16 protein-coding genes and 2 rRNA genes (1 of these 18 only partly in view) are annotated in these 18369 nt (G+C 46.3%); 7 read left to right on the top strand and 11 right to left on the bottom strand.

What is annotated here, in order from left to right; translation table 11 throughout:
- Window positions 1-148 precede the first annotated feature (148 nt).
- Window positions 149-1000, top strand: a complete 852-nt coding sequence (locus FCL45_RS16885) for a DMT family transporter (RefSeq protein WP_136799789.1) — start codon at window positions 149-151, stop codon at window positions 998-1000.
- Window positions 1001-1712: 712 nt separating this feature from the next.
- Here FCL45_RS16885 and FCL45_RS16880 read toward each other — a convergent pair.
- The 3 genes from FCL45_RS16880 to FCL45_RS16870 are packed head-to-tail and all read right to left on the bottom strand — an operon-like array spanning window position 1713 to window position 4781.
- Window positions 1713-4193: a glycogen/starch/alpha-glucan phosphorylase gene (locus FCL45_RS16880; protein WP_136799790.1), complete on the bottom strand. Its 2481-nt coding sequence runs from the start codon at window positions 4191-4193 to the stop codon at window positions 1713-1715.
- A complete protein-coding gene (locus tag FCL45_RS16875; protein WP_167495922.1) occupies window positions 4156-4446 on the bottom strand; it encodes a SpoIIE family protein phosphatase in 291 nt (96 codons plus the stop codon). Before FCL45_RS16875 ends, FCL45_RS16880 begins: the two co-directional genes overlap by 38 nt.
- A 53-nt stretch (window positions 4447-4499) precedes the next feature.
- Complete coding sequence (locus FCL45_RS16870) at window positions 4500-4781, bottom strand: response regulator (protein ID WP_136799792.1); 282 nt, start codon at window positions 4779-4781, stop codon at window positions 4500-4502.
- 1180 nt (window positions 4782-5961) lie between these two features.
- Here FCL45_RS16870 and FCL45_RS16865 point away from each other — a divergent pair.
- The 3 genes from FCL45_RS16865 to FCL45_RS16855 all read left to right on the top strand — a co-directional run bounded on the left by FCL45_RS16865 (window position 5962) and on the right by FCL45_RS16855 (window position 8460).
- A complete protein-coding gene (locus tag FCL45_RS16865; protein ID WP_167495923.1) occupies window positions 5962-7509 on the top strand; it encodes an aminotransferase-like domain-containing protein in 1548 nt (515 codons plus the stop codon).
- 40 nt (window positions 7510-7549) lie between these two features.
- A complete protein-coding gene (locus FCL45_RS16860) occupies window positions 7550-8047 on the top strand; it encodes a GNAT family N-acetyltransferase (RefSeq protein WP_217907596.1) in 498 nt (165 codons plus the stop codon).
- A gap of 161 nt (window positions 8048-8208) precedes the next feature.
- Window positions 8209-8460, top strand: coding sequence for a hypothetical protein (locus FCL45_RS16855; RefSeq protein WP_136799794.1), 252 nt, complete (start codon window positions 8209-8211; stop codon window positions 8458-8460).
- Window positions 8461-8564: 104 nt separating this feature from the next.
- On the opposite strand, the gene FCL45_RS16850 is transcribed toward FCL45_RS16855, so the two are convergent.
- Window positions 8565-9458 (bottom strand): hypothetical protein, encoded by an 894-nt coding sequence (locus FCL45_RS16850; protein ID WP_136799795.1) that lies wholly within the window; start codon window positions 9456-9458, stop codon window positions 8565-8567.
- 753 nt (window positions 9459-10211) lie between these two features.
- Here FCL45_RS16850 and FCL45_RS16845 point away from each other — a divergent pair.
- The 3 genes from FCL45_RS16845 to FCL45_RS16835 all read left to right on the top strand — a co-directional run bounded on the left by FCL45_RS16845 (window position 10212) and on the right by FCL45_RS16835 (window position 12417).
- Window positions 10212-10583: a hypothetical protein gene (locus FCL45_RS16845; RefSeq protein ID WP_136799796.1), complete on the top strand. Its 372-nt coding sequence runs from the start codon at window positions 10212-10214 to the stop codon at window positions 10581-10583.
- Window positions 10584-11330: 747 nt separating this feature from the next.
- The gene (locus tag FCL45_RS16840) at window positions 11331-11693 is read left to right on the top strand and encodes a PH domain-containing protein (RefSeq protein WP_136799797.1); all 363 of its coding nucleotides are present in this window, start codon (window positions 11331-11333) and stop codon (window positions 11691-11693) included.
- Between the two features lie 73 nt (window positions 11694-11766).
- Window positions 11767-12417, top strand: coding sequence for a cyclase family protein (locus FCL45_RS16835; RefSeq protein ID WP_167495924.1), 651 nt, complete (start codon window positions 11767-11769; stop codon window positions 12415-12417).
- Window positions 12418-12511: 94 nt separating this feature from the next.
- On the opposite strand, the gene FCL45_RS16830 is transcribed toward FCL45_RS16835, so the two are convergent.
- The 7 genes from FCL45_RS16830 to FCL45_RS16800 form a co-directional block, all read right to left on the bottom strand.
- Complete coding sequence (locus tag FCL45_RS16830) at window positions 12512-13204, bottom strand: ABC transporter permease (RefSeq protein ID WP_136799799.1); 693 nt, start codon at window positions 13202-13204, stop codon at window positions 12512-12514.
- A 1-nt stretch (window position 13205) separates the two neighbouring features.
- The gene (locus FCL45_RS16825) at window positions 13206-13895 is read right to left on the bottom strand and encodes an ABC transporter permease (RefSeq protein WP_136799804.1); all 690 of its coding nucleotides are present in this window, start codon (window positions 13893-13895) and stop codon (window positions 13206-13208) included.
- A gap of 76 nt (window positions 13896-13971) precedes the next feature.
- A complete protein-coding gene (locus tag FCL45_RS16820; protein WP_136799800.1) occupies window positions 13972-14748 on the bottom strand; it encodes an ABC transporter substrate-binding protein in 777 nt (258 codons plus the stop codon).
- 48 nt (window positions 14749-14796) lie between these two features.
- The gene (locus FCL45_RS16815) at window positions 14797-15567 is read right to left on the bottom strand and encodes an ABC transporter ATP-binding protein (RefSeq protein ID WP_136799805.1); all 771 of its coding nucleotides are present in this window, start codon (window positions 15565-15567) and stop codon (window positions 14797-14799) included.
- Window positions 15568-15823: 256 nt separating this feature from the next.
- Window positions 15824-17170 (bottom strand): alanine/glycine:cation symporter family protein, encoded by a 1347-nt coding sequence (locus tag FCL45_RS16810; RefSeq protein ID WP_136799801.1) that lies wholly within the window; start codon window positions 17168-17170, stop codon window positions 15824-15826.
- An 804-nt stretch (window positions 17171-17974) separates the two neighbouring features.
- A 5S ribosomal RNA gene (gene rrf, locus FCL45_RS16805) occupies window positions 17975-18091 on the bottom strand.
- A 200-nt stretch (window positions 18092-18291) separates the two neighbouring features.
- Window positions 18292-18369: ribosomal RNA gene (locus tag FCL45_RS16800) — 23S ribosomal RNA — on the bottom strand (it continues 2835 nt past the right edge of the window).

Below are 18369 nucleotides of genomic sequence, written 5' to 3'. Positions count from 1 at the left end.
CAAGGTTTCTTTGATTGCGGTTTTTGATCGATACTAAAAATTAGTAACAAAATCATCTTGGTTATTTAAATAAGGGAGAAAAGAACCTGAAAAAGGCAGAGGAAAGATTTTTCTTGCTGACCGTCCGTTGTGTGGTAAAGATGTGGCGATGATTACGGGATATTTTTTTATTATTGCAGCTGCCATTTGCTGGGGGCTGATTGGTGTTTTTTCGGGTTTGGCGTTTTCCCAGGGCATCCAGCCAATGGAAGTGGCTTTTTGGCGCGCTGTTATTGCCTGGGGCTGCTTTACTTTTCAGGCTCTCTGCTTACGGCAGATGCGTATAGACCCTAAAGATCTGCCGCTACTTTCAATATTCGCCCTGTTGGGTATTTCACTATTCTATATTTCTTACCAGTATGCGGTTAAGACGGGCGGTGTCGCGCTTGCATCGGTGTTGCTCTATACAGCCCCAGCCTGGGTAGTGATCTGTTCATACTTCTTTTATCGTGAAAAGCTGACTACGATCAAACTTACAGCTGTGGCACTGGTAATCTCTGGAGTATTTTTGATCTCCAAGTCTGGCGGCACCGGGGGAGGTTCGGTTTCTATCGGTTTTGTTGCCTTAATCTCTGGTCTTGCTTCCGGCTTTTGCTACTCGCTGTACTATACCATCGGTAAGCACTTTTCTGGTAAGTATACATCTGCCAATCTGTTCATGTATCTTCTGCCGATTGGAGCCATGGGGATTTTGCCTTTTGTTGAATTTGTCCCGAAGACGACTGAGGCATGGTTGGCTCTGGTTGGTCTTGCTGTTGTTTCAACCTTTATTGCAAATATTTTTTATTACCAGGGCATTCGCTATCTGGAGGCGGGCAGGGCATCTATCGTTGCCACTTTGGAACCTGTAGTCGCTGCAGTGACCGCCTTCATCTTCTTTGGTGAGTACTTCTCAATTGTTGGTTATATGGGTGCCGCCCTCATTATTGTAGCCGTGCTGGCGACAATCTGGGAAAAGTGAACGTGCTTAATTTGCAGGAAATACCATAAAAAAATAAGAGCAGGCGTTAAATAGTGATGCTGTTGTTCAGGCATCTTTCCTATCCTCTTGCTCACACCAGCCTGAGGGACGTTTCGCGATTTTCACATATCTCTCTGGGCCGTTGGTATAAGATAGTACACGCATATTATATGAGTGTGGTTCCTTTCCATAAGACTCCAGCCGTAGTTCCAATACTATAATTTTCTTCTGAGTATTAAAAAAACCTCATCTTGTGAAAGGCTTAGAACAGTACATGTTCCGGGGCTGTCTGGTAATTCGTGTTCAAAGCTCCATGTCAGGCGATGAAGAAATCAAACGGATTGGGGCTATTCTCAATCAGATTATGACCAGTGGTATTAAAGAAGAGTCTCTGCCTGGACTGATGGAGAAATTTGAACGAGGTATCACTTGTACGGGAATACAGCGACCATGCACGATTGGTGACTGAATTCGCAGGATCGACAGCGATGAGTTCCCATCTCTTGAGCAGGTTTTTGGGGGAGAGGCAAAGAAGTGGCGAATTACGAAATATGTGCCGGCTTTCGAGGTTGCAAGCCGCGTACACAGCCTATATGCCCGCAGCCTAACTCTTGGCGAGTTTTTGCTGAGTTTATATGGTAACCAGAAATTGAAAATTACAGGAAGCGGGAAAAGCCGCCTCCTGTACTCTCTTGCCTGAGATGGTAATAGCCTATTTTGTTATAGATTTGAGATTCCAGATTTCTCTGGCATATTCCTCAACTGTTCGATCTGATGAGAATTTACCAACCCTGGCCACATTCAGAATGGCTTTTTCAGCCCATTGCTGTGGCTTTGCGTAGAGTTCACTCACCTGTTGCTGGGTGAATATATAACTTTGAAGGTCGGCCAAGTGGCAATAGAAGTCACCGCCATACATAATCGAGTTGTAGATGTCATTGAACAGGCCTGGCCTCTCCTGGCTGAACATATCACTGCTCAATGCGTCCATTACCCGCCTGATATTCGGATTGTTTGCATAGTAGTCCCACGGATTGTAGCTGTTTTCACTACGCATTTTTTCTATGTCTTCGACCTCAAGGCCGAAAATAAAAATGTTGTCCCGGCCAACTTCTTCCATGATTTCGATATTCGCACCGTCCAGGGTGCCAATGGTGAGAGCGCCATTCAGGGTGAGTTTCATGTTGCCAGTCCCGGAAGCTTCCATACCGGCAATAGAGATTTGCTCACTGAGATCCGCTGCCGGAATGATTTTCTCGGCAAGGGATACACAATAATCAGGCAGCATCACAACTTTAAGATATTTTTGCGCCCGCTTATCGTTATTGACTACCTGGCCGACACTATTAATCAACTTAATAATCAGCTTCGCCATGGCATAGCCGGGCGCAGCCTTGCCTGCAAAAATATGGGTGCGCGGTACCTCTAGGGGTGCCTTATCTTCTATGATGTTGAGATAAGAGTGGATAATGCAGAGGACGTTGAGTAATTGCCTTTTATACTCATGGATTCTCTTTATCTGGATATCAAAAAGTGATTCAGGCTTGACCTTGACTCTGGCTTTGTCCTGAATAATCTTGGCAAGTTGCTTCTTGTTCTCAGACTTGACCTCCATAAATTTCTTTTGAAATTTTGGGTCAGTTGCGAAATCGGCGAGACGTTTCAGAACATTGAGGTTGGTAATCCATTCGTCCCCAATGGTTTCGGTGATGAGGTTCGACAGTGCCGGATTGGCTTTAAGCAGCCAGCGGCGCTGGGTAACACCGTTGGTCTTGTTGTTGAAGCGATCGGGCCACATTGTCGCAAAATCAGGAAACAGCGAGGTTCTAACCAGATTGCTATGCAGGGCGGCGACACCGTTAATAGAATGGCTACCAACTATGGCCAGATGCGCCATGTTTACCTGCTTGCCACTTTGTTCTTCGATAAGTGACATGCGGGTTGGGATATTTTCGTCGTGGGGAAAATTCACCTTAACTTCTTCAAGAAAGCGGTGATTGATCTCATAAATTATCTGCAGATGCCTGGGGAGGACCCGCTCAAAGAGCGATACCGGCCACTTCTCCAAAGCTTCGGGCAGCAGGGTGTGGTTGGTGTAGGCACAGGTCTTTCGGGTGATATCCCAAGCTGTCTCCCATTCAAGGGAGTGCTCGTCAATCAGCACACGCATCAACTCAGCCACAGCCAGCGCAGGGTGGGTATCATTCATGTGGAGGGCGACCTTTTCTGGTAGCTTTTTGAAATCCCTGTGGTCTTTCTGGAACTTTCTGATGATATCCTGCACAGAGCAGGCGACCAGAAAAAACTCCTGTACCAGTCTCGACTCCTTGCCCTGAATAACCGAATCAGATGGGTAGAGCACTTTAGAGACGGTTTCACTGGATATTTTCTGACTGACGGCCTGGAAGTAGTCCCCGTCGTTGAAGATCCGGATATCAAATTCATCTGAGGCTCTGGCGGAGAAGAGTCGCAGGTAGTTTATGGTTTTCCCACCGTAGCCGACGATAGGCATGTCGTGGGGGACACCGACTATCAATTGCCAATCGAGCCACATCGGGTTGTAGTCTTCTCCGGTGTGGAGACTATGATCGATTTTGCCGTAGACCGGTATCATACAGAACTCGCTGGATCTGGTAATCAGCCACGGGCTGTTTTCCCCATCCCACCTGCCAGGTTTTTCGCGCTGGTAGCCGTTTGCTATTTCCTGCCTGAAAAGTCCGAACTCATAATTGAGGCCATAGCCGTAACCGGGCATGTCCATTGTGGCCAGTGAGTCGAGAAAACAGGCTGCAAGTCTGCCCAGGCCACCATTGCCGAGGGCAGCGTCCGTTTCATGTTCCCGGATTTCTTCGAGATCAACCCCCATCTGCTTCAGGGCGTTCTCGGCAAGGTCGAATACCTCAAGGTTGAACAGGTTGTTACCGAGTGAACGGCCTACCAGGAATTCCATGGAGAGATAGTATAACCGTTTGGCTTTTTTCTGGTGGTATCGATCGCTGGTATCGATCATACCGTTGATGAGATCTTCGCGAATTGCCAGCGAGAGGGCATGGGCGAGATCCTTGCTGGACGCTTCCTGTTGTGATTTACCGCAGGTGAACTTAAGGTAATACAATATTTTTTCTCTGAAGGCAGCAACGTCGGTGACCGATTTTTTACCGGCCGGTAAGGGCTGTTTCCGCGTTGTTTGCATAGCTGCTCCTTGAGGTTAAGGTTCGCGTTTTACCGTATAAGCGGAATTGCTGACAAGAATATGACTGGAATGCATATTCTATAATTCCATCGGTATAGAGGTAGAGCATGTTATCGGGTTCAGGCACAGTCTCTCCCGGCTCGAATGGAACGATGTTGCCCATACCGGTAGCCTGGGACCCTCCGGCTTCGAGTTGATCGAGATTGCCGGATTTAAGGATCAAGACTAGGTGTTGGATGTGCCGAGTTCGCATAACGCAGGTCACCAGTCCTGGTATTGAGCAGGTCATAAACGGTGGTAAAGTATTTATCCAAACGTTCGATGAGATATTTCATTCTTGGCTGAAAGGAAATTGATAAGCACGGCCTGGGTTGGTTCCTGGTATTTACGTATCTCGCAGGTCTGGTAGCCATCTATAACAGGCATGATCACGTCCAGCAGAATGAAATCGACGTGCATTTTAGGCGCAATTTCGATTGCTTGTTCACCATTTTCTGCTTCAATCAGCTCGTAGCCATGTTTTTTCAGGATAATCGTCAATTGATTCCTGTGATTCCCGCTGTCATCAACAATGAGGACTCGTTTCATGTTGCATTTCTCCCGAGCAGGAAAATTCAGTTGACGAATCTGATTATTATCTCTTTGCAAGTATGCGTGGACGGCTAGAAAAATTCAACTGTAGTGGCTGGGTTATTTGTGTTCTTTCAGACTCTCCCGATAATGTAAGTAAAGATGATAAAAAGCATTTTTAGGATTATTCTCTCAAAAATATCATCTGTTGTTTCGTGAGATTATCTATATAGAAAGATAGAACTGGGCATAATAGTTGGCAGTTGAGATCATTGACGAGAGGTCAGCTTTTCCTGATAATTTATTGGCAGGCTGGTGGCTGGTTGGGGAGTGAATTGCTTCAAGCAGCACTTTTTTCGAAACAGGGTTGGCTATGTGGATATCGTACCCGGCAACAGGGCGGGCCTTTTTGTCGGATTGCTGGGCATGCTGCCTATCGTTTTGAAGCTGTTAGCTCAAATGGCATTGAACTGCATTGCAGGTTGAAGAGATGGTTAACAGCGATATCTTCTGGTGGATTACGGTAGCGGCTGTTACTTGAAATTATTGTAATTTCAACCAGACTCCGGTGTAGTGAGCTTAATATTCGAAACATTTTCTGCCTTTTGCTTTTGCCTTATATAGCAGAGCATCTGCCCTTTTCAAGAGTAACCGGGGTGGCTCCACAAGTGTTGAAATCATTATGGCAACTTCAATAGTTCCGATCACATATCTTTCAACTCTTGAATTTTAAAAGGGATTTGCTGGGCCAGCAGAGCAACGGTTCTGTCATGAGCGTTCTATTGGTAAATGCCCTGGTTGGCCAACTAAGCTGCCAGAGGATAGCAAGAGTGGATTCGAGCAATGTCTGGTAAAAATCACTGTTCAATTCTGGTTGCAGAGCAAATCCCAGATAGAATGACGTTGTGGTGGAATCAAGAGTCTCAATGTGGGAATTCTACCGAACCGATCTATACTCATCGTCAAATAGGGTGTGGAGCAGGCGGCGTTCTGTTCGTTCAAAGAGTGCTGGAAGATGGTATAGCTTTTGGGGTATGAGATTCTACTCCTTATGTGATTCAGTCTATTTATAAATATCTATTAAATACATATTAATAGCTTTGATATAAAAAATGTATCTAACAAAAAAAGCTCTTGACTAAGAAAAATTCGAAGTGTAACAATACCGTATTAATACCGTTTCAATATGGGGAGTGATATGTATACAATTGACCGAGATCTTGACCAGCCGCTCTATATTCAGATTCGTAACTCTGTTGAGCAGGCAATATTGCGGGGTGAGTTGAAAAAGGGGGACCGGCTTCCGCCGGTTACGGTTCTGGCCAAGGAGATAGGAGTCACCCAGGCGACTATTCGTAGAGCGTTGAAAGATCTTGGGGCAGCTGGATACACCACCTGCCATGTCGGCAGAGGCACATTTGTTCGTGACCCTGAAGACACTGAAAAGACGGGCGAAGATGGTCAAAACGTTCGTGATCAGGGCAAAGAGGGCCTGTCAGGCAGCTCCGGTCATGGTTTTCGGCCCAAAGAGCGTGCAGCGAGGATGTTGCGAACAGGGATAAGTAAGGCCCTCTACGACATTATGCCCTTGGCTCACCGTGAGGGAATTATTGCTTTAACCAGGGGAGTGCCGGATATTAATCAGTTACCTGCCGATTTTATGGAAGATGTCTGCACCAGCATTCTAGCTGGCGGGGGCATGCAGTATGCCGCGGCAACTGATCCGGGTGGAAATTATGAGCTGAGAAAAGAGATAGCCAGACGGGCAAGTCTGGATGGCTCAGTGGTAACGCCGGAGATGGTTCTTATCACCAACGGTGTTTCTCAGGCGATTACGCTGGTAGCTGAGGCGACAACGGAAGAACGGAACCATGTCATATGTGAGACCCCCTGTTTTCAGGGTATGCCGAACTCATTCACAGCAATGGGGCACTGGGTGGACAGTGTACAGCGTGATGAAGAGGGGCCTGTGATGTCTCAACTTGAGCGGTTTAGTAAATATAATTCTCATCTGCTCTATCTCTGCCCATATGTTCATAACCCCATGGGTACCGACCTGAGCGCCGAAAGATATGATGAGCTGGTTGAATGGGCGAAAAGAACCAACAGCATCATTATCGCCGATGAGATATTCCGCGAGTTAGGCTTTGAAGAGAATCAGCAGCCTAGCCTGTTGAAAGAGTTGGGGCCTGAGCGGGCAATTGTAGTCAGCTCACTTTCCAAGTCCGTTATGCCGGGCTTGCGACTGGGCTGGATCATTTCTTCAGTTCGCAGAATTCAGGAGCTCACACAATTAAAACGCCTTATGGACCATTCGACTCCGGCTATCACCCAGGGGATGGGTTTGCATATTCTCAGCTCTGGCAGATTTGATGACCATGTGTTGAAGATGCGAGGTGTGTACCGGCATCGGATGGAGGTATTGCTGCAATCTCTAAAACGAATGATGCCGGATGGGGTTCGCTGGTCTCAGCCGGCTGGAGGTTTTTCACTTTTGCTTGAATTGCCCAAAGGCTACTCCAGCGTGGCCTTGCTGTTGTCGGCAATAGATAAGGGGGTTTCCTTTCTGCCTGCGCCGCTCTTTGATATAGATCAGCGCTATGTAAATTGTCTTCGCATTTCAGTAGCCTGGGTAGACGAAAATGAAATCAAGGAAGGTATCGAGTTACTGGCCGACACAATAGAAGAATGTATTCAGTCACCGTCATTTGAAACAGGTCTGAGCGGTTTGGGTGGGTTCCAGTGAAATTTCCTGAAAATTTATACGACATATTATCAGTGAGCGAATGATGAAATACACCTTACACATCATGACATCTGAACATCGCGAAGCTGTGATGAACATTTTTAACTATTATATCGAAAACTCGATGGCGGCCTACAGGCAGGAGATGTTGCCGCTGGAAGCTTTTGATCGCTTTTTAAAGTTAACGGAAAAATATCCGGCATATGTGGCACAGGCTGAAGATAAAAGTGTTATGGGCTTTGGATTTCTGTCAGCCCATAAGGATATCGTCGAATTTTCCCACACGGCTGAATTCACCTGTTTTCTACATCCCGGGAATTTGGGAATTGGAATGGGGGGTGCTATTCTCACCCGACTTGAGAGTGAAGCAAAAAAGGCTGGTATTACCAATATACTTGCCAGTATCTCATCACTCAATGATCGTAGCCTTGTCTTTCATGAAAAACACGGGTTTCAGCAGTGTGGGCGATTTTATGCCGTGGGAGAAAAGAACGGCAGAAGATTTGACACCATCTGGATGCAGAAATTGTTGAATTAACCTGTGACTATCGTCAGTCCAGACGGGGGCATCTTCGATGTTTCTGGTCGTGAGAATGTAGTTTTACGCTTTTAGGTAATGGAGACAGGCTGTTGTTTAGGCCTTTTTCATTCTTTTTGAAGTCTGGTCTTAGAATAGTTCGCGGACAGCGGAGAACAGCTATGAATCATTATGTTATTGAAACAGTCTTGAAGGAAAAGAGGCAGGATATGTTGCAGGAGGCGGAGAGATTGCGACATATTCGGGAATATGAAAAGTCACTGCAGGCCGGACCTGGCGGTCGAAGTAACTCAATCTTTATTCGATTAATAGGTAAACTTGAGATTGCCGTGGGTGGGGCATTGATACGGGCGGGTGTCTGGTTGACTAAACGGCAAATGCGAAAGGGATATGGGCTGGCTTGCAAAAGCTAATCATGGTTTTTCCTTTGCTCAGGAGAATATTGCGCCTGGACCAATGCTTACAGGTTGTGGCGCAATGCCTGTGCAAGCAGAGGATACGCGGGATATATGCAAACCTAGAGATTCCATCCCCAGTATTGAAGAAAATTGGCAAAATCCCGTAAATCTGATTCGCTGCGCGCCCACGGCTTGAGGCTGGTATAAAATACGATTCCATCTGATGTGTCTTGCCCCAGCCTCTTGTCCTCGCCAACCCTCCAATCTAATGCCCACCAGCTTATGAACAATCTCTCCCAGATTTTATGAGAATCGATTACGTAGTCTTTTCGGCTTCCTTCAGTTTCGAAAAAGGAATGAGTGATGCCTTGGTCGCCATCCTCAATGTCACTGAGACTTTGCATTGGTGCCAGGTGAGCCTGCAGGTGCAGCTGGGGCTCAGAGTCAGAATGCAGGTGAACATCTTTGACCCTATGGGTTGACTCGCGCAACAGCAGAACGAGCGGAGATTCCTCAAATCCCTGCTCAATTGTCAGCATCCCTGGCAGGATTTCACCATAAATTCTCTGACGTTCACTTTTCCAATTTTCAGGCCAGCTATGCTGATCCAGATGGGATGTTGGAATAAAGGCGAGGTAGCAACCGCAAGTATGAACCGTTGTCACCAGTACAGGCTCTTTTCGGCTATTGATGGTGATAATTACCATCAGCCCTACATTTTTCCCTGCAGTTAAATTGAAAGGTATAAGCCTGAAGGGGATTTTGGTGAAATGTACTCTGTAGATCAGGTTGGTATAGACGTCTCTGGCACCTTTCCAGCGGCGAGTTTCGGCATAGATGGTTGCCGTATCGCTGTCCAAGGTGATTTTACGTTCCCGGTGATTTTCCTGGATGACAGGAGAGGCAATTCTGTTCCAGTCGTCTCCTGGTCGCTCAATGACAAAGGTGGGAGCATTTTGGGCCAGGAGACTATCACCATCAACATCGTAACTGAGAAGATTAGATTCTGGCACATTGGTATGGTGCAGGCTGCAGGAACTCATTAAGCTAACGATAAAAATAACAAAAATGTAGCTGATATATCTGAACAGTAGATATGCCTGGCATTTCATCGCATCACCATAGAAATAATGTTGTTGGTACATCCCAGGCAGGTTATGCAGGATTTGACCTTTATGCTGGGGAGTTTGACAATTTCTGTGTTGAGGCCGCTAATGGTCAATGCAACTTCGATTAATCTGTCAGCGTTCGAACTGGGTATTGGACTGCCGGAAATGCCCAGGAGTTGAGCTTTCATGATGATCCCCCTCTCAGTAAGGAAATAGGCAACCAAGCAAACTATCTAATTGATAATAATTAACAATTGTAAAAATAGCAAAGCGCCTGGAAAATCAGTTGAAATTCACCTACAAATAGATGGGATGTGATTGGGCGTAATAACTGGGGACTGCAAGGTGTCAGGCAGGGGTAGGTATTGATTCGAGATAGGTTAGAATAAAAGTGAGACCGCTATCGGAGTGGATATTAGTAGTATGTGTCGAGGAGAGAATCATGTCTCATCGTATGAAATAATTGATAGTGACTGTTGCCGTAACATGCTGGATTTCAAAGATTTCCGCTGAAATGCGAAATGTGGTGAATACAGCACTCAGCGAAATAGCAGATAGTACACTGCAGATCGATTAATCCGCCGCATGGGGTAAGCGAGAAGATTTTACGGTATACCTCATTGATAATTTAGATCAAAAGTCCGGTTGTTGTCGGAGGTGTCTGTCAGTCTTGGTGAACTGGTACGGGGGATTTTAGTATCAGGCAGGCATGATATAAATGTCCTTCCACTCAATACCACAATTACCAGAGGGTTGGCCAAGGTAGTAATTGCTGTATTGCAGGGCAAGTGTATCGACGCTGTGGTCCCTTTTGTACCAGGCTCGAATTACACATATAATCAGGTGAGTACGTTATTAGGGGAAAGCGGTCTGCTGAATCCTGCAAATCTGTTTGACTATCGTAAAGATTTTATGACTATTCTGGTAGATGTCGCTTTTCCAGTATTTCCGTTTCTGGAATGGTTGCTTGCTTTTAATGTGAACGTGGTAAAGCTGCGCGAAGTTTGGCTTTCCGGTGTTTGTACCTGACGGCAATGGTGATACCCTGCATCGAGGAGAGAAACGTGATATCAATTTGCTCAGTATCAGCAACGGTGCGACGATTTACGCCGGCATCGACAGTAATGTGAGCATTTGCCACATCCCCCCTCAAGCCCATTGCAAACAGTGATTGGTCTTGCGGTATATGGACTCATGGAGTGCTCTGACGATGCAAGAAGCATCGGTAACTCATCCTGACGTGAATAACGATGGTGCGAATGGTTTTCTCTATAGACGCAATGCTTTGATTGCTTACTTTGATGACAGGTGACACGCTTGTTGCTCCTCCGCCAATGAGCAACAATGAGTTTGGGGAATTGCTGCAAGAGATGGAAAAGGGTCAATGATCCTCTAGCTCGGCAAGGCAAACTGCCACAGTTTTCTGACCAAAGCTCAATATAGTAAGTAGAGCACGGCTTGAAAAAAATGTCTTCCCTGGGCTGGTGAGAAAGAGCTTGTCTGGTCGAATTCAGAGCGTTATTCCACACCGTATTCTTTTAATCCTCAATGCAGAAAAAGAGGGGCGATCAGCGGTTCATCGCTCATCCCGCCTTCAAAGGCAAAAGAACAATTCAGACCACAGCGCAACAGATAAAAGAAAAGGTTTGCTCGAACACGTTCAAAAGAGTATTACCCTTCAGAAATAACGAAAAAACAATCGGCAACAAGCTGGAAAGAATTTCCTGAATCGTAGTAACAACAGTTACGATCACTTTAATTTGGAGCACCCTTAAGATGATTAATCGCGCAGCCCTGATCGTTCGTTTGAAAGAACCGTTTATTCAGTGGATAAATGACGCAGACCCTCTTGATAATCGTTCGGCCATTACCTTTGAAGAGGCCAATGAAGATAGAACCGTTTATCTTATTGATGATTCGGAGGCTGATCACGTTGAAGAGTGGCTCGCTCTGAATTTCATGCAGGTGTTTGAATGTGAACTTGAAGATTGGTACGCAGACCCTGCTTTGTGGCCGAAAAATATCACCATGGAACTTTTCAACGAGTGGTGTGATATAGATTGCCACACTGTCATTGTTGATACTGTTGGTGGCCCAATAGTTGATGACGAGGGCGAAGAAGATTTCGTCGAAGAGTAATTCGGAACGAATACTCGAAAAGGGCAGCATCGAACTGCTGCCCTTTTCGAGTAATGTCAGTCAGAGATCAGACATGGAATTTATAGATCTGACCCATTCAATTGTAGAGACTATGCCGGTTTATCCGGGTACTGAGCCTCCGGATATAGTCGAAGCAAACAGTATTGATCAGCATGGCTTCCGTGAGAAGAAAATTTCATTCTATTCACATACCGGTACTCATGTCGATGCTCCTGCTCATGTGTTCAAAGGCGGAAGGACTCTTGATGACTTTCCGATTGATTCTTTCCAGGGGAAAGCGGCAGTATATACTCACAAATCTGATGCTAAAACTATTGAAGTAAACCATTTAAGAACAATAGATACAGAACTCAAGGCTGCCGACTTTTTGTTGATCGCTACAGGCTGGGACAGGTATTGGGGGGAGGACAAATACTTTAGAAACTTTCCAGTATTATCTCTCGAGGCTGTGCACTGGCTGGAACAATTCAAGCTCAAAGGGGTCGGGCTTGATGTTATTTCGGCAGACCCGGTCGACGCAGCTGAACTGGTAGTGCATTTTGCGCTGTTACAGCAGAATATACTGATATTTGAAAATTTAAAAAATCTCATCAGGATTCCTGCCACATTATGCAATTTTACCGGATTACCTCTATCCATTGCGGCCGGTGATGGGTCGCCTATCAGGGCATTTGCGGCTGTAGAGCAAGTTGATCCGTGCTAGTCAGCTGGCAAATCCGCTCCCTAATCCTGTCATAAGTCGGCAACCCCTGAGCGCTGCCGACAATATCCTAATTTGACTATTTCGGTCAAATTCTCTAACCGTCACGACGCAAATGGGCCAGGCATCTGTATTCAACTTTTTTTAGTATCCAGACCAGGGTGAAAGTTATTGCCATGTAAAAGGCTGCTGCAGTAATGAACGCCTCGTAGGGACTGTAAAAGCGAGAGTTGATGATACGTGCGGCGCCAGTTATATCGACAATGGTGATAACGCTGGCAAGAGCAGTGCCATGGAGCATGAAGATCATTTCATTACCATAAGCGGGCAGGGCACGCCTGAACGCACTCGGCAGAATTATTCTCCTGAACATCAGCGGTTTTGACATACCGGCAGCTTTGGCGGCTTCAATCTCACCAGAAGGGGTGTTGGCTATTGCGCCTCGGAATATTTCGGCCGTATAAGCACCGGTATTCAGGGCAAAAGTGAACAGGGCGCAAAAGTGTGCTTCCTTGAAGTAATCCCAGAGAAAGGTCTCTTTAAGCGCATCAAACTGGCCCATACCATAGTAAACCAGAAACATCTGGATCAAAAGCGGTGTACCCCGGAAGAAGTAAATAAAGGCTCTGACCGGTAAGGTTATAACGGGATTCTTGCTCGCAGTAAGAATCACCGCAAGTGGAACAGCAAGGAGAAACCCGAACAGCAGGGATAAGCTGACTAACTCAAGGGTGACCCAGAGGCCCTCGAGGTAGATATCAATATTTTCGAAGATTACGGAGAAATTCATATCAGTCTTTTCTCACTCCCAAACTGTATTTTTTCTCCAGCCACTGCAAAAGATAGATGGATACTGTGGTTATGATCAGGTAGTTGATGGCAACAACGGCATAGAAGGTAAACGGCATACGAGTAGCACCTGCGGCAAGCGACGCCTTTCGTACCATGTCATCAAGGCCGATAATTGATACCAGGGCGGTTGCTTTCGTGAGAACCAGCCAGTTGTTGCCGTAGCCCGGTATGGCGTGACGAACCATTTGCGGCAGAAGAATTCGCAATACGATTTGCATGCTGCTCATTCCGTAGGCGGCTCCTGCTTCGAGCTGGCCGGCGGGAACAGCCATGATGGCACCGCGAAACGTTTCCGCCATATAAGCTCCGAAGATAAAGCCAATGGTCAACACTCCTGCAATATACGGATTGATATCGACGTACCCCTCGTAGCCGACTACGTATGCAACCTGATTAACAAGCATCTGGCCTCCGTAGAAGACAAGCAGCATCAATACAAGATCAGGTACGCCGCGAATTACGGTTGTATAAACATCCGCAACAAAACGCAGTAAACGAGATTTAGAGAGTTTGGAAAGCGCACCCAATACCCCGAGTAACGTTGCCAGGGCAAGCGAGGTGAGGGAAACATTGATGGTCAGCAGGGTGCCATGGGCAATGCTGGGTCCGTATCCTTGCAGGTCGATCATAATTATAGACAAAAAGAGCCGGGACATCCAGATAATCAGATGTCCCGGCGGTACAGATTATTACGCAGACAGCTGCTTATTCGCCGTATACGTTGAAGTTGAAGTACTTGTTCTGGATTTTCTCGTAGGTACCGTTGGCACGAATGGTTTCGATAGCCTTGTTCAGCTTGTCTTTCAGGTCACTGTCCTGCTTGCGTACTGCAGCGCCGATTCCTGGGCCGAAGAATTTCGGATCAACCATGTCAGGGCCAACGAATTCGTACTCTTTACCCTTTTCCTGATCAAGGAAACCTTCCATCAGGGCAACAGAGTCAGCCATTACGATATCAATACGTCCTGCTTCAACATCCAGGTACGCCTCATCGAGTGAACCGTAGCGCTTGATATCAACATCCTTGCCGTAGGTTTCGGTGAGATATTTATCGTGAATAGTCTCACGCTGAACACCAACCACCTTACCTTTCAGGGCCTCAGGGGAGAACTCGGGGATGAGCCCTTTCTTTACCATGAACTTGGCTGGGGTCTGGTAATACTTGTTGGTGAAGTCAACTTTCTTCAGACGTTCCTCGGTAATGGACATGGAAGCGATGATAGTGTCGTACTTACGCGCCATGAGACCAGGAATCATGCCATCCCAATCCTGTGCAACAAGCACGGCTTCCGCTCCCATAGCCTCACAAAGTGCCTTGGCAATATCTACATCAAAGCCAACCAGTTCACCTTCGGGGGATACCTGGCTGAATGGGGGGTATGCGCCTTCAATTGCGACACGTACTTTTGTCCACTCTTTTGCCTGGGCAATTCCGGTGCTGAGCAGTAAAGCTATGGCTACCAAAGTTAAAATCCTCTTCATGCTTCCCTCCTGATAATGTTTATGGATAAATTGACTGTTAGCGCCAAGTTACAGCACAGTATTTAAAAATTGAGAAAACCTTTCAGATTTCGGTCGAACAAAAACCTCTGAGGGCGGCCCCTGCTCTTCAATGAGTCCTTCCGAAAGATAAATCACCTCGGTGGAAACCTCACGGGCAAATCCCATTTCGTGAGTTACCACAACCATGGTTCTCCCTTCTTCCGCCAGGTTGCGCATAACCTGAAGAACCTCTCCGACCAGCTCAGGATCAAGTGCTGAAGTGGGCTCGTCAAAAAGCATCACCTCAGGCTCCATGGCAAGTGCCCGGGCTATAGCAGCGCGCTGCTGCTGGCCGCCGGAAAGATGGGCGGGGTAGGCATCTATCTTGTCGTGAATACCAACCTTGTCCAGGTAGTGTTTGGCGCGCTCAATGGCTATTTTTTTTGGAACCTTTAAAACGTGGACGGGTGCCTCAATGACATTCTCCAGAATTGTCATATGAGACCAGAGATTGAACTGCTGGAATACCATGGTCAGCTTAGAACGCAGACGCTCGACTTGTTTTCTGTCAACTGGAACAGGTTCACCTCTGCGGTTTGTGGTCATCCGAATAGGTTCACCGCATACGGTAATAAGCCCGCTGTTTGGAGTCTCAAGAAGGTTAACACAACGAAGCATAGTGCTTTTTCCTGAACCGCTTGAACCAAGCACAGCGATAACGTCTCCTTTATTGGCTGTAAAAGAGACGCCTTTCAATACTTCATTTTTCCCAAAGCTTTTATGTAGATCACGAACCGTCAGGGCTGTCGTGTCTGTCACCAAATCAACAGAATTCAAACTTTTCTCCTCTGGAGAATCAATAACTCAATTATGAAAAAACGATCAATTTCCGACGAGGAAACGGATGTTAGTGCAGTATAACATAGTGTTGACGGTTGTATAATGAATTACTGTGGCAAATGCAAGGTTATAATGGCTGCCTATGTTATAGAAAAAAAGCCCCAGCAATAATTGCCAAAATGTTTGTGGCAATTTCTGCTGGGGCTTTAATAATTACAAGATTTACTGATAACCCTTACTTGTCGTTACCGAAATATTTCTTTGTTTCAGAGATAATGACAGGAGTAAGTAGCAGCAAACCTATAAGGTTTGGAACTGCCATCAAACCATTAAGAGTATCGGAGAGGTTCCATACGAAGCTCAGCTTGGCAATGGCGCCAAGACCGATAAAGATAATGAATACGATACGGTATGGCATGATAGATTTCACACCAAACAGATACTCGATGGATTTCTCACCGTAGTAGCACCAACCAAGCATAGTTGAATACGCAAACAGGATGATACCGAGGGTAACTATATACGCACCACCAGGCATACCTGCAGCGAAAGCCTTGGTGGTAAGTTCCGCACCGGTGTCGCCACTGGACCAGAGGCCGGTAAGGATGAGGACCAGACCGGTCATGGTACAAACAATGATGGTATCGATAAAAGTCTGGGTCATTGAAACCAAGGCCTGTGTTGCAGGAGATTTGGTTTGTGCGGCAGCAGCTGCGATAGGAGCGGAACCGAGACCGGACTCATTTGAGAAGACACCACGAGCAACACCCATACGGATGGCGAGCATAATGGAAGCGCCAGCGAAACCACCAGTAGCAGCAGTTGGATTGAAGGCTTGCTGTACGATGAATACCAGTGCACCTGGAACTTCGGAGATGTGGGTCAGAATAATGTACATAGCACCGATGACGTAAAATACGATCATTATCGGAACAAGTACAGAGGTTACGCGACCGATAGACTTAATACCGCCAATAACAACTGCAGCAGTTAAAATCATCAGAGCAATACCAGTATACATAGGCGGTACGTTGAAAGTCGCCTGAACTGCGTCAGCAACGGAGTTGGACTGAACCATATTACCGATACCAAAAGCTGCCACGGAGGCGAATACGGCAAATACCGCACCAAGCCATGGCATGTTCAACCCTTTGGAGATGTAATACATCGGTCCACCGGCCATCTCGCCGTTTTCATCTTTTACACGATACTTAACAGCAAGAATAGCCTCGGAATATTTGGTTGCCATACCTACGAGGCCGGTGATCCACATCCAGAAGAGGGCGCCTGGTCCACCAATAGCGATCGCAGTTGCAACACCGGCAATATTACCGGTACCGACAGTAGCGGAAAGGGCTGTCATCAGGGCCTGAAAGTGGGTGATATCTCCAGGTTCATCAGTATCTTCTTTGCGTTTGATAAGTGCCAGCCATAGGGCGTGGCCAAGCTTGGTGAACTGCAGACCACGAAGTGCAAATGTTAGCCAAAAGCCTGTACCAACAAGCAGAATAAGCATAGGTGGGCCCCATGCGAAAGAGTTAACTTTCCCCACGAGTGCGTCTAAAGCTGCGATGAATTCCATGTATCCTCCTCAAGATGCGTTAAATATCGGGCATTAAGGCCCATAAAGCGGCCATGTCTCAATGTGAGACTGGTCGGACGTCGCTTGAATGGATCAAATCTGTATATATAAAATTTCGAAACAATATGCGTATGTAATAGATTATTCAGAAAAAATCATGCAATTTTTTTGGCTTAGCTGAGATGACCATATTTCTCTGAGTCGAGCAAAAATTAAAAGGTTTTTCTGTCAACAGGGAACGAATATGTCAGGGTAAAGGAGCGATGGTCATAAAAAATCTGGATTGGAAATTATCAGAATGGGATTTTAGTATAAAAAAAACAGATGCGATCGTCTCGCCACAGGGTTTCCAATAAGTGCCACTGGCGCTGAGATAAGCGAACGAAGTGAGACTTCGAGAGCTGGTTCCGAAATTTTTACGGATCGAGATCGATTGTCGTTAAGACGCAGCGGGATAAACAGTATTTTTGGGGTTTGAAGTTGGATGTTGGATGTTGGAAGTGGGAAAAGTGAAAAGCCTCGATCAGAAATAATCTGATTGGGGCTTTTGCATAACGAATCGGCGGCGACCTGGTCCTATATAATCTCCCATGCAGTACCATCGGCGGTAAGATAAGCGACCTTCGTGTGACTTCGAAGTTGTGATGGGAAAGGGGAGAGACTCTTCGCTATGACTGTCGAAAAAATTATTGGGCGGTGTAGAGACAGAGGAGAGGGGATAGTAAAGTTGGACCTTAGAAGAAGGGTGTATGAAAAACAAAAAGCCCCGACCAGAAATAATCTGATCGGAGCTTTTGTATAAAGAATCGGCGGCGACCTACTCTCCCACACAGTCTCCCATGCAGTACCATCGGCGCTGAAGAGCTTAACTTCCGTGTTCGGAATGGGAACGGGTGGAGCCTCTTCGCTATGACCGCCGAAAAATTCGGCGAACCTTCATCAGCACTCAATCTTTTGACGATCAGCCCGCTCGGCATACCTGGTTGTATAGCCAACCGGTCTGCTAGTAAAAATATTGAGCGCTGCTGAACGTTCGTATCAATTAAGAGATACTGACGAATATTCAAAAATGTTCGATAACTGAATAGTAGGGTAGTAGTAGTTATATTTAATCAAAAGAAGTGGATAAGCCGCACGGCTTATTAGTATCAGTTAGCTCCACGTGTTACCACGCTTCCACACCTGACCTATCAACGTTG

The organism is Desulfosediminicola ganghwensis, assembly GCF_005116675.2.
Lineage (GTDB): Bacteria > Desulfobacterota > Desulfobulbia > Desulfobulbales > Desulfocapsaceae > Desulfopila > Desulfopila ganghwensis.
The sequence above is the reverse complement of the archived record's forward strand: the minus strand, read 5'-3'. Positions and strand labels throughout refer to the sequence as shown.

Bases quoted from the DNA above. Each gene is read 5' to 3' on its own strand.
- FCL45_RS16885 (WP_136799789.1), top strand. From the start codon at position 149: ATGATTACGGGATATTTTTTTATTATTGCAGCTGCCATTTGCTGGGGG.
- FCL45_RS16880 (WP_136799790.1), bottom strand. From the start codon at position 4,193: ATGCAAACAACGCGGAAACAGCCCTTACCGGCCGGTAAAAAATCGGTC.
- FCL45_RS16875 (WP_167495922.1), bottom strand. From the start codon at position 4,446: ATGCGAACTCGGCACATCCAACACCTAGTCTTGATCCTTAAATCCGGC.
- FCL45_RS16870 (WP_136799792.1), bottom strand. From the start codon at position 4,781: ATGAAACGAGTCCTCATTGTTGATGACAGCGGGAATCACAGGAATCAA.
- FCL45_RS16865 (WP_167495923.1), top strand. From the start codon at position 5,962: ATGTATACAATTGACCGAGATCTTGACCAGCCGCTCTATATTCAGATT.
- FCL45_RS16860 (WP_217907596.1), top strand. From the start codon at position 7,550: ATGATGAAATACACCTTACACATCATGACATCTGAACATCGCGAAGCT.
- FCL45_RS16855 (WP_136799794.1), top strand. From the start codon at position 8,209: ATGAATCATTATGTTATTGAAACAGTCTTGAAGGAAAAGAGGCAGGAT.
- FCL45_RS16840 (WP_136799797.1), top strand. From the start codon at position 11,331: ATGATTAATCGCGCAGCCCTGATCGTTCGTTTGAAAGAACCGTTTATT.
- FCL45_RS16835 (WP_167495924.1), top strand. From the start codon at position 11,767: ATGGAATTTATAGATCTGACCCATTCAATTGTAGAGACTATGCCGGTT.
- FCL45_RS16830 (WP_136799799.1), bottom strand. From the start codon at position 13,204: ATGAATTTCTCCGTAATCTTCGAAAATATTGATATCTACCTCGAGGGC.
- FCL45_RS16825 (WP_136799804.1), bottom strand. From the start codon at position 13,895: ATGATCGACCTGCAAGGATACGGACCCAGCATTGCCCATGGCACCCTG.
- FCL45_RS16820 (WP_136799800.1), bottom strand. From the start codon at position 14,748: ATGAAGAGGATTTTAACTTTGGTAGCCATAGCTTTACTGCTCAGCACC.
- FCL45_RS16810 (WP_136799801.1), bottom strand. From the start codon at position 17,170: ATGGAATTCATCGCAGCTTTAGACGCACTCGTGGGGAAAGTTAACTCT.